At 37.8% G+C, this 13037-nt stretch carries 4 protein-coding genes; all 4 read right to left on the reverse strand.

Translation table 11 applies throughout. The annotated features are described in order from the left end of the window. Positions 1-137: 137 nt before the first annotated feature. Positions 138-2486 carry an autotransporter family protein gene (locus ACFINK_RS07685; protein WP_375638611.1) on the reverse strand — a complete coding sequence of 783 codons (2349 nt, stop codon included), beginning with the start codon at positions 2484-2486 and terminating at the stop codon, positions 138-140. 631 nt (positions 2487-3117) lie between these two features. After that, a complete protein-coding gene (locus tag ACFINK_RS07690; RefSeq protein WP_375638613.1) occupies positions 3118-5640 on the reverse strand; it encodes an autotransporter outer membrane beta-barrel domain-containing protein in 2523 nt (840 codons plus the stop codon). A 1162-nt stretch (positions 5641-6802) separates the two neighbouring features. Beyond that, entirely contained in the window at positions 6803-12070 is a 5268-nt protein-coding gene (locus ACFINK_RS07695) for an autotransporter outer membrane beta-barrel domain-containing protein (protein ID WP_375638615.1), read from the reverse strand. 629 nt (positions 12071-12699) lie between these two features. Next, on the reverse strand, positions 12700-13037 hold a 338-nt coding region (locus tag ACFINK_RS07700), incomplete at its 5' end, for an autotransporter outer membrane beta-barrel domain-containing protein (RefSeq protein ID WP_375638617.1).

A 13037-nucleotide genomic window follows, 5' to 3' on the forward strand; every position in this document is an offset into this window, starting at 1 on the left:
GATGTTCCTTAAGATATTTTCTTTATTTTGCTAAAAATGAACCACTTTTTGACACATTACGGTTTTTTGTAATGTAGTTAAGCAGCACTGTTTTCATCTCAGCGCTGCTTATGCGTCAAAATAGAGAGCTAAGATTTCTAAAAGCGATAACGCATTCCTCCGGAAAAATTAATTCCAGAGAACCCAGCTTTTTGAAGTTTATGTTGGTAATTAACGTCAGCATGAAGTGCGATATTTTTAGAAAGCTGCGCGTTAATGCCAAGCCCACCTTCAAGGGAAGAGCCCATAGAATCGAGATGGAAAGATTCCATAACATCGATAGTGCGCTCCTCACCAAAAGCTTTGATGACATTCAATTTACCATAAAAAGAAAGAACACGATCTTTTTCAATAGGAAGCATTGTTTTTGTTAAACGCCCTCCAATACGGACCAACCATTGATAAGGGGGCTTTATATTAACTTGGAAGCCATCAATATCTGAAAGAGTGCCAAAGGCAATATGTTGATAAATAAGTTGTGCTTGTGGTTCAAAAGACAGCCCTTCAACACCAGTTGCTAGTTTTTGTCCAACGGTAGCTGATATATTTAATGTATCCGTATTGTTTAATTCTGTGGTGTTGCCGATAAGGGCTGTTGTAATATGTCCGTTTAAAATGCCGTAGGAGAAAAGTGCATTAATATAGAGACCATTGTCATGGTGGAGATTCCCATATACCGTAAAGGACCATTTATCCAGTATGCTTTTGTCAGAACCTTCCATGTCCTTTGGCGTAAAAGCGAGCTTTCCATATGTGCCTAAAAGACCAAGATTCGCGGTTATATTTTGATTTTCTAACGTTGTTAATGTCATGCCTGCTTGTATAGCAGCATAGTGAACATTAGCACCATAACCATATTCCAATGGACTACGGCTGGAAGATAACGTCATCTTGTTGCCATAAGTCGATAAAAATATCCCTTTTTGTTTATGACCTTCTAATCCAAAAACTGTTGAGTGCATATTATCTAACAGTGTATTTTGATTGTTTATATCAGCCAAGCCAGAGGAGAATATTGCATTATGCATAACCAAATAGCTTGCCATTTGAGGAACAAGAGCTTTGATTTTTCCTTCATCATCAAGAGTCGCATTTTGTAGACGGAAATCCCAAAACTCTTCACTTTCTTGCAAGAGACTTTGCTGTTTGTCAGCTCTCCCACGGCTGGATGTTGGTCCATAGCCATTTAATACATATTTATAGGGCAATCCACCCATTGTAGTGTAGCCATTTGCCAGCGTGAAGGCGGCTTCCTCTGCTTTTCCAGACACCTGAACAAGTGAGAGACCACGCGCATTCAAAGGAATTGAAACTTCATCATTATCGAATGGTTCTGCACGCTTTGAAAGATTGTTGAAATAGATCGTTGTGGTGCCTGAGACATTACCATGAACGAGAACACGGTCAGTTTTTTGTTGTTCTTTTATAAGACCATTACTCCATTCGGTATTAAAGTAAATCCTTGCGTTGCCCAATGCATTGTAAACCGTTGTTGCATCGAAGCTTCTGTTTTGCTCTGCTTTCGCAGCTTCAGCTGTTGGCTGTTTTCCCACATGCAAGGTTTGATATTGATTGTCTGCTAGTTTATGCGGCGCATTAAATATAATAGAGCTATTATTAAGGTTCAATACTGAGACAATAGACTGTGCACGTTGTTTAATATCAGTGAGCAAGTATCCTTTAGAGCTGTCAAATTCTTTGTCTACTTCAAATTGACTAATCTTTAGGGACCACTTGCTGTTATTGTTGAGAGTAAAAATCGTTGTATTTTGAGGTAAAGTCTTTGCTCGTCCTTCTATAATCGAATTGTCAGCGCTTAATATAAAAGTGCGAGGATCGATATCTTTTGAGTTTTCTGGGATTTTATTTTTTAATAATATATCAGAACGAATTTCTGAACTTTTAAGTTCTACCTCAGCAACAGATTTTGCATAATCTGGTCCTAGAATACCAATACCATTTTCAACAAGAAGTTTTGTGTTGGTAAGAATTGCTTTATTGATAACTTTTTCGCCCTCTTTTACTTGGGAACTTGGGATGTAATCAAAAAGGATACCACGACTTTTGTGATGTCCGGAAACATTTATGATTGAATCTTCAATATGGATGATGCCGTTTGAAATTTCTAAACCACGGGAATTTGATTTTCCTACAGTTTTTTTAGCATGAATACGTCCACTTGTTGTTGCGGTAAATAAATTTGAGTCTGAACGCATTGTTGAATTTGTAATGGTGATAAAGGCTTTGTCATCAGCAACCACTGTTGTATATGCGCTGCGGATAAAAACGTTATTAAAGGTTTTTTCTTCTCCTGCTTTATCCGCACGAGCCATAACCATTGTAGGAGCTGATGTATTTGCATAAGTTGAACCGAAATGAGAAAAAATCAAAGTTCCAGCAATTGTACATAACAAAAAATTTTTCTTATAAATATATTTCTTACACATAGATATGCCTTTAGTATTTGGTATGCTTTGATGCTTACTTCATTCCCCTGATGGCGCAAGTACCCAGACAGTTTCTATATCATTATGTTTTTATTGTAAACAACAAAACGAAATATTGTATCGTGTTCTTTATCGTTAAAAAAATGATTTTAGAAGAGCTTTTAAAATAAAAATTGCAGTTAGAAACTATGAATTGCAGAAAAGCTAGATTGATCAGTATTCCGTTTAAAAGTGTTAAGAAACAAAATATTTTGCAAGGATGTTTGTTGCTTAAGGCTGTTGTTATGGAAACTCTACAAAGTTTTTGGAGAAGCTGTTGTTGTGTGCTTACAAAAAGCTTTTAATTGATTTTCTTACACAGAGAATTATTTATTACGTGTTTTAAAATACAAAAAATTTTATTAAAAGCATTTGATTTTTATAAATCAAAAAGGCAGCTCTCTTGAGAATTCAGTATTCATTTAGAGATAACAGATTTTATTACATTTGGTTTGAGTGAGATTAATTGGCTCAAGAAAGGTGGTAGAAAGAATAGTTGTTAACGGTTCTTTCCGATAGATTGTAAAAAGGCAGCACATTTGCACTGCCTTTTATTAAAATGAATAGAATATAAATTGTTTTTTGCGTTTTCTTAAAACTGATAGCGTATTCCACCTGAAAAGCTTGCTCCAGATATACCAGTTTTTTGAAGCTTATATTGATAGTTAACATCAGCATGAAGGGCGATATTTTGTGATAATTGTGCATTTACACCAAATCCACCTTCAAGGGCAGCTCCTATAGAATCAAGGTGGAATGGTTCACCAATCTGTATTGTACCATTGTTAGAAAAAGCTTTAACAACGTTTAGTTTACCATAGAAAGAAAGAATACCGCTGTTTTCAATAGAAAGCTTCGTTTGCGTTAAGCGTCCACCAACACGCACTAAGTATTGATAAGGATTTCCCATATCCACATCAAAGCCATCGACATCTGAGAGTGTGCCAAGCATGAGGCGTTGATAAACAAGTTGTGCTTGTGGTTCAAAGACCAATCCTTTCTTACTGGTTTCGAATTTTTGTCCAATGGTTGCTGATGCACTGAATGTATCAGCATTTTTCAATTCTGCAGTCTTTCCTATGAGAGCTGTGGTGATATCTCCCTTGAGCATTCCATAGGAGAAGAGCGCATGGAGGTATATCCCATTATTATGGCGCAGCCCACTATATGCAGTAATTGACCATTTATTGAGTGTACTCTTGTCAGCACCTTCCATGTCTTTAGGGGTGAAAGCTAATTTCCCATATGTCCCCAAAAGACCGAAATTGGCGGTCATATTTTGATCTTCTAGAGCTGCTAATGTAATGCCTGCCTGTAAAGCTGCATAGTGAATATCGGCACCATAGCCATATTGTAATGGCGTACGGTGAGAGGATAATGTCATCTTATTTCCATAAGTTGAGAAGAAGACTCCTTTGTTTTTATGATCTTTTGTCTCAAAGGTGTTTTCCTGCATCGAGTTGAGTAAAGTGTTTTGATTGTTTATATCAGCCAGTCCAGCTGAGAATAGTGCGTTAGGCATGGACAAATAGCTTGCCACTTGAGGAACGAGAGCTCTGATCTTTCCTTCATTATCGAGAGTCGCATTTTGCAAGCGAAAATCCCAGAAATTCTGATTTTTTTCCAAGATGTTTTGTGCGTTGTTTGCTTGTCCAAGGGATGATGAACCGGTATTTTGCGCTTCTTTCTCTTTTGGTGAAACACCTTCAATCATTGTTCCTGATGCTGATATCGTGTAGATTGTGTAGTCTTTGAGGGTATTTTCTTTTGATTCTTGTGATATTCCGCTAAAATGACTTTGTGTGCTATCGGCTGTCCCATGGCTGGATGTTGGACCATAGGCTTTGAGTATATATTTATAGGGCAATCCCTCCATTGTGGTGTAGCCGTGTGCAAGTTTGAAGGAATCTTCATTTGCATTTCCAGAAACTTGAATGACTGAAAGACCACGCATATTCGAGGAAACAGAATCTTCAGCTTTTAATATCTCACCTTTCGCAAGGTTTTTGATATGGACTGTTGTGCTGCCTGATACATCACCATGAATAAGGAGGCGGTCAGCTTTTTGCTGTTCTTTTACTAGACCATCACTCCATTCAATATTAAAATAAATTTTTGCATTGCCTGTGGCATTGTAAACTGTATTATAAGTGCTTTCTATATCGGGGATTGTACTTCCCTCAGGTCTACGAACCTCAGCTGTTCGCCCTACATACAAGGTATGATAATGATCTTTTTCCCGCCCTTGTGGTGTCTTAAATATGATAGAACTATTATTAAGATTCAGTACTGAAACGGTAGAAAGGGCTCGTTGTTTAATATCACTGAGCTCATAGTTAAACACATTAAAGTCAGTATCGACTTCCTCTTGAGAGGTCTTTAAGTACCATTTGCTTTTGTTATTCAGAGTCAAAACCGTTGTATTGACTTTTAAAGTTCTTGCTCGTCCCTCTATTGTTGAATTATCAGCGGTTAATGCTAAAGTTACAGGAAGAGTATCGTTGTCATAATATTTACGTTTCGTTTTATTTCTCAATAATACGTCAGATCGAATTTCTGAGTCTTTAAGTTGAACTTCAGCAACGGCTCTTGAGCAGTAGGGACCAAGAATACCGGTACCGTTTTTCACAAGAAGTTTTGTATTGCTAAGAACAACCTTATTGACAACTTTTTCTCCACTTTTCAGTGAAGAATCTTTTGTTTCATAAAAAACGATACCACCGGCACCCCCTCGTTGGACGGTTATGGTTGAATCTTCAACGTTGATTATACCATTCTTTGTTTCTAAACCTTTGTACACTGTATTTGCTTTAATTTCTTTAGCATGAATGCGTCCACCTTCTGATACAGAAAGTGCAGACATTTCCGTGTGTATTGTTGATTTTACAATTGTGATAGCTGCTTTATCATGCGCTAATATTCCAGGTCCTTTATCGCGGACAAGAACATTATTTAAAGTCTTTTCTTCTCCCTTATTTAATTCAATCTTCCCCAAAATTTCAGGAGTTTCAGGAGCCGATGTATTTGCATAAGTTGAACCGAAATGAGAAAAAATCAAAGTTCCAGCAATTGTACATAACAAAAAATTTTTCTTATAAATATATTTCTTACACATAGATATGCCTTTAGTATTTGGTATGCTTTGATGCTTACTTCATTCCCCTGATGGCGCAAGTACCCAGACAGTTTCTATATCATTATGTTTTTATTGTAAATAACAAAACGAATTATATCGATGATGTTCTCTATGATTTGAAGTTTTGCTTCAGAAAAACTTTTTTTCATGATCATAAAAAGTTGAGAAAAGTGGATTTCATAAAACCTAGCTTGGTTAAGCTTATGCTAAAAGCACTATGAAGTATGATATTTAAAAATTGTCTATTAAAGATAATCACTATAAAAAGCTCTATAGCGTTGAGATGTATTATTTGATGCACTCACCAAAACGATCAGCAAATTTTTTCTGCTATAAGAAGAAGAGATGAGGGGGCTATTCACAGGCTTTCTTTAAAGAGGCTAAGGGTACCAAAGTCCATTTTTCTAAGGAAGCACAGCCCATTTCGCGATGGTGTTCATGAATGCTATAACGCTAAAGCCATAGAGTTCCATCATCTTTACGCTTACGAAGGAGCAAGCCCATCGCACTTTGCTAGCTCCCAATGTTTGTGACAAGCCCTTGGTTCTTGAGACAGTTCATGAGAGGACTTCTCAGGCTTTTCTTATATAACTTTTCTCCACACGCCAGCCCTACTTGTAACGTGCAAGAAAATTTTTAATTGTTTCAACATAAAACAAGTTTGAAATGAGAGAATCCTACGATATTAGGGACTCTCATTCAACATGGAAAACAAAGAATTATCTTTATAAATCAATATACTGTATGGAATTAGAGGGATAAGCATTGTCAAAATGGTTTGCCTAAAAACGGTACATGGACATATAAATGAATCCTTACAGGGTGGTGTTAAGCTAATGGATTGAAGAAACAGGAGGATAAACATAGAAAAGGTATGAAGAGAGAGTTTCTTTTATCATTATCTTTTCCAATGTAGTCTTCTTTTTATTATCTAAAAATACACTTTGCTTAGCTTTATAGACAAATTCGATAATGAATATGCCGCGTGACTCGTGTAAATAGGAGGGAAGGAGATCATTGAGGAGAAAAGAAAAAAGTTTCAGGGGATAAGAATAGTAGCTTACATAGATTAAAAAGGCAGTATGTATACTGCCTTTTTTGTTAAATTGAATAGAATGAATAGGCTATTTACAGACTTTCCTTAAAACTGATAGCGTATGCCACCTGAAAAGCTTGCACCACTTATACCAGTTTTCTGAAGCTTTTGTCGATAGCTTACATCACCGTAAAGAGAGAAATTGTGAGACAGTTGTGCATTGATGCCAACGCCGCCCTCAATTGCTGTTCCTATGGGATCAAGGTCAAAATCTCTGCCAATCTGGATGGTACCATCATCACCAAAGGTTTTGATCAAGTTTGCTTTTCCATAGAAGGAAATGGCAGGACCATTTTCAGTGGTCATAATGGTTTTGGTTAAACGTCCACCAACACGGATCAACCATTGAGAAGGATTTTTCATATCAATTTTTAAATTATCAGCATCTTCAATGGTATCAAACATCAAATGTTGATAAGCAAGTTGTATTTGGGGCTCGAAGGTTAAACCTTCCATTCCGGTAGAAAATTGTTTGCCAACGGTGGTGGAAATACTCAACATTTTTACATTGTTCAATTTCGCGGTTTTACCAATGATAGCATTGGTGATATCGCTCTTTATTATTCCATAGGATAAAAGTGTATCCATATAGAAACCACTGTCATGCTGTACGCTACTATAGGCAGTGAGAGACCATTTATCTAAAGTGCTTTTACTTGCATCCTGCATCTCTTTTGGAGTGAAAGACAGCCGCCCATAGGTGCCTAAAAGACCAAGATGTGTAGTAGTGCTGTGCCCTTCTAACGTAGTCAATGCAACCCCACTTTGTATAGCGGCGTAGCGAATATCAGCACCATAACCATATTTAAGGGGACCGCGTTTCGAGGATAAGGTTCCTGTACCCCCATAGGTAGAGAGGAAAAAACTGTTTTTTAGATTTTTCTGCTCTCCCAAGACTGTTGTTCTCATATTGGCTAAAAGTGCATTTTGCTTGGCCATATCGGCCAATCCAGTATAAAAGAGGGCATTTGGCATAACCAAATAGCTTGCCATTTGTGGTACAACTGCTCTTACTTTTGAATCGGTGTCAAAAAATTCAGGCTGCAAACGGAAATCCCAGAAATCTTTATCCTTTTCATCGAATAAGTTTTGGTTAGCATTGGCTTTGCCATAGCTTGAGACTGGTCCATAGGCAGTTAGCGTATATTTATAAGGAGTTCCTCCTATGGTGGTATAGCCATTTTTCAATTTAAAGGAGTCTTCTTTTGCTTCTCCAGAAACTTGAATAAGTGAAAGTCCACCTATATTTGAAGGAGTAGAAGCATTCTCTACGCTCTCTTTATCCCCTGAAACACTTTTGACATAAACTGTTGTGGTGCCTGCTACATCACCGTGAATGAGAAGCCTATCGGTTTTTTGTGCATCTATTGCAACACCATCACTCCATATAGCGTTGAAATGAATTTCTGCCTCACCAAAGGCATTATAGACTGCTAGAGTGGTTGGTATTCCAGATCCTACATGCAATGTATGATAATGATCTTCTACCGGTCCATTAAAAACAATAGAACTATCATTAAGATTGAGCACAGAAATATCAGAACGTGACCTTTGAGCAATAGCAAGCAGTTTTCCGTCATCATCGGTTTCTTTTGTACTGGTTTTCAATATCCATGTTGTCTTGTTTGTCAAATCAAAGCGTACGGTTCTGTTTTCTGCAATTTTTGCTCTTCCCTTTAATACCGAGTGATTAGCATTTAATGTAAAAGCAAAATTACTTTCTTTAGTTGAAGCTTTTGCTGCTAATAAAATATCGGCACTGATTTCTGAATTTTTGAGATTGGCTATACCGATTGATTGGTCTGCGTTAATTCCAATACTATTTTCAGTGCGAATCTTTGTATTTGTCAAGTTGATTTCTAAGGCGTTATCGTCCTCGGATTTATCAAATATTATGCCACTGTTTTCTGCTGTTGCAGAAACATTTGTTACATCAATATATCCGCTATTTTTTACAACAAATGCTGATCCTTTTGCTGCTACGGTCCCTCCATTCATTTTAATTGTGCCACCGTTTTCTGCATAAAGTCCGATGAAAGTATTGCTAATCGCTGTATTTCCATGCAATTCAATTAAGCTGTAAGGATTACTGGCAGCTGCACCGTATCCGTTGCCATCCATTGTTGTTAGAGCAACGTCTGTGACCTTAATATGTCCACCATTCATTGCGAACAATGCCATGGTTGTCGCAGTTACTGTTCCCCCAGTCATTATGATTGTGCCACTATTTTCTGCATCAAGTCCGGTTACAGCATTATCAATAGTTGTCTTCCCATACAATTCAATCAAGCTATTAGGATCGGTGGTAGCTGCACCGTATCCGTTACCATACATCGTTGTTAGAGCAACATCTGTGACCTTAATATGCCCACCGTTTTTTGCAAACACTGCCATGTTTGCAGCGGTTACAGTTCCTCCCGTCATTGTGATTGCACCACTATTTTCTGCATTAAGCCCGATGAAAGCATTATTAATTGTTGTCTTTCCATGTAATTCGATCAAGCTATCAGGATCGGTGGTAGCTGCGCCATAGTTACCATTTATTGTTGTTAGAGCAACATCTGTGACTTTAATATGCCCACCGCTTTTTGCAAGCAATGCCATGTTTGCAGCGGTTACAGTTCCTCCCGTCATTGTGATTGCACCACTGTTTTCTGCATTGAGCCCGATGAAAGCATTATTAATCGTTGTCTTTCCATGCAATTCAATCAAGCTTTCAGGATCGGAGGTAGCTGCTCCGTATCCGTTACCATACATCGTTGTTAGAGCAACATCTGTGAGCTTAATATGTCCCCCGCTTTTTGCAAGCAATGCCATGTTTGTTGCGGTTACAGTTCCATCTGCCATTGTGATAGTACCACTATTTTCTGTATAAAGTCCGATGAAAGCATTATTAATCGTTGTCTTTCCATGCAATTCAATCAAGCTTTCAGGATCGGAGGTAGCTGCTCCGTATCCGTTGCCATACATCGTTGTTAGAGCAACATCTGTGACCTTAATATGTCCTCCGCTTTTTGCAAGCAATGCCATGTTTGTTGCGGTTACAGTTCCACCCGCCATTGTGATAGTACCACTATTTTCTGTATTAAGCCCGATGAAAGCATTATCAATTATTGTCTTTCCATATAATTCAATCAAGCTGTCAGGATCAGTGGTAGCTGCACCGTATCCGTTGCCATCCATTGTTGTTAGAGCAACATCTGTGACCTTAATATGTCCACCGTTTGCTGCAAACAGTGCCATGTTTGTTGCGGTTACAGTTCCATCCGCCATTGTGATAGTACCACTATTTTCTGTATAAAGTCCGATGAAAGCATTATTAATTGTTGTCTTTCCATGCAATTCAATCAAGCTGTTAGGATCGCTGGTAGCTGCACCGTATCCGTTGCCATCCATTGTTGTTAGAGCAACATCTGTGACCTTAATATGTCCACCGCTTTTTGTAAGTACTGCCGCGCTTTTCCCAGTTACAGTTCCACCCGCCATTGAGATAGTGCCACTATTTTCTGTATAAAGTCCGATGAGAGCATTATTAATTGTTGTCTTCCCATCCAATTCAATTAAGCTTTCAGGATCGGTGGAAGCTGCACCGTATCCGTTTCCGTCCATCGTTGTTAGAGCAACATCTGTGATCTTAATATATCCACCGTTCATGGTAAACAATGCTGCGCTTTTTGCAGTTACAGCTCCTCCCGTCATTATGATGACACCACTGTTTTCCGCATCAAGTCCATTTATAGCATTAGTAATCGTTGTCTCTCCATCCAATTCAATAAAGCTGTAAGGATCGGTGGAAGCTGCCCCGTATCCGTTTCCGTCCATCGTTGTTAGAGCAACATCTGTGACCTTAATATATCCACCTTTTTGTGCAAATAATGCTCTATTTCCCGCAGTCACTGTCCCTCCCATCATTATGATTGTAGAGAATAAACCGTCTGCATAGAGTCCATCACCATCAGATGATGTAACTTGAACGCTGCCTTCTTTACTATTGGCTAAAGTAATGAAGCTGCCGTTCATTACGTATAGCCCTGTGTGTTCTCCATCAAATGCTCCTCCTAATATCGTTACTTGTGAACCATCTTCTGCCGATATGCTGGTGTCTGCTTGCGTAATGGTTACATTTTCTAAAGTGAGATGACTTCCGGCAAAGGCCGTTATTCCTGTGTATAAAAACTCTTCTTTTTCATTTTCTAATTCACTTTCCCATCCAGGGTCTAATTCATTGTCCGATGTTTTCACACTTTCTAGCTTGTCTTGATCACTTATGCTGGTATTTGCATAAGTAATGGTTACATTTTCTAATTTGTTTTTATCGCTTTTACTCTCATTGAAGAACGCACCAGTTTCAAAAGCCGTAATGGTTCCTCCAGTCATTGTGATTGTGCTACCGTTTGTTGCATAAAGCCCAATTACAGCGTCATTAATTACCGTATTTCCGTGTAGTTCAATTGTGCTGTCAACATCATTAGCTATTGCACCGATTCCGGTGCCATCTTTTTTTAAAGTAACATCTGTGACGTCAATATGTCCGCCATTTTCTGCAAGTAATGCTGTATTTTCTCCAGTGACTGATCCTCCTATCATTGTGATTGTGGATTGTGCACCATTTGCATAGAGTCCGTCACCATGAGATGATGTAACTTGAACACTGCCTTTTTTATTATCGGCTAATTCACTATAGGTTAAAGTAATAGCGCTGCCTTCCGTAGCAGATATTCCTTTGAGTTCTCCATCAAATTCTCCTCCTAAAATCGTTACTTCAGAATGATCATTTGCAAATATACTGGTGTTTGCTTGCGTAACTGTTACGTTTTCTAAAGTAACTTTGCTTTTGTTGTCGGCATTTATTCCCTTGTCCATGAAGTGGCCATCTTTACCGCTTAATATTGTTACACCTTCCAGCTTATTTTTATCATTCATACTGTTTTCGAAGAAAGCGCCAATTTCAGAAATCGTAATAATGCCTCCAGTCATTTTGATTGTAGCACCATCTTTTGCATTAAGACCAAGACGAATGTCAAAATCAGTTCCTTTAATGGCTGTGTCTTGCAGTAATGTAATCGCACTGCCAAGACCGTCAGCTGTTACAGCATAAATATCCGTGTCTTTATTCCCAACCACAGTTAAATGTGTGCCGGTGATTTTCCCGTTGTCTTTCGCATTAATAATCTCATACGTTGTGTTAGATACTTCTTTTTTCTCGCCGGAAACTTCAAGAGTTTCAGCATATACATTGAGATGGGTGTTGAATAGCATGACAGCTATGACAGCTATGACAGCTGTGCAGCATAAAAGGGATTTTTTACACATCAAGATTTTCCTAACTTATAAGAGCCACACACTCTTCCCCCGCTTATAAGAAGGATATCAAATGGATGGATATTTTAGAGATGGAACGTGAATAGGATATTTTTATTTTTGTGTAAAGTATAAATTAACTTATACATTTAGCATATAATGTATTATATTTAAATTCATTTAGTATTAAATGAATACATTATGTTAATATTATGTAAGTATTATAAGTTTTTCTATTCAAGATATGTGTTATGTTTGCATAAAACTTGTTGCTTATGCTTAAAGAAAAGAAATAGGCAAGAAAATTTCAAAAAACTGTATACTTGAGCCTGATAGGGATCTCTTCCAACATCATGAAACCAAAGATGATACCATAGCTTTCATGTTTTTCTTTAACACGGTTACGATAAAATAGCGCTCATTGATTTTTCAATCGACTTTTAGTTTTTTTCAAGGGATATTTTTACTAGTTAAAAGCGCGATATTTTATTGTCTTGAGTTTTTTAACTAATTTTCTTAAAGAAAAATGTTGGCGGTGTGTATTGGTAGAAAAGAATAGGGGAGAGATAAAAAGGCAGCATACTGTGCTGCCCTTTTTGTTAAATTGAATAGAATGAATAGGCTATTTTTACAGCCTTGATTTAAAACTGGTAGCGCATGCCACCTGAAAAGCTTGCACCACTTATACCAGTTTTCTGAAGCTTTTGTTGATAACTTACATCACCATGAAGGGAGAAATTGTGAGACAGTTGCGCATTGATGCCAACGCCGCCTTCAATTGCAGGTCCCATGGGATCAAGGTCAAAATCTCTGCCAATCTGGATGGTACCATTATCACCAAAGGTTTTGATCAAGTTTGCTTTTCCATAGAAGGAAATGGCAGGACCATTTTCAGTGGTCATAATGGTTTTTGTCAAACGTCCACCAACACGGATCAACCATTGAGAAGGATTGTTCATATCAACGGTAAAATTATCAG

The sequence above is a fragment of the Bartonella sp. AA16NXGY genome, from assembly GCF_042197325.1.
In the GTDB taxonomy this organism is placed as follows: domain Bacteria; phylum Pseudomonadota; class Alphaproteobacteria; order Rhizobiales; family Rhizobiaceae; genus Bartonella.

Excerpts from the sequence above, each read along its gene's own strand:
- ACFINK_RS07685 (WP_375638611.1), bottom strand. The coding sequence starts at position 2,486 with ATGTGTAAGAAATATATTTATAAGAAAAATTTTTTGTTATGTACAATT.
- ACFINK_RS07690 (WP_375638613.1), bottom strand. The coding sequence starts at position 5,640 with ATGTGTAAGAAATATATTTATAAGAAAAATTTTTTGTTATGTACAATT.
- ACFINK_RS07695 (WP_375638615.1), bottom strand. The coding sequence starts at position 12,070 with ATGTGTAAAAAATCCCTTTTATGCTGCACAGCTGTCATAGCTGTCATA.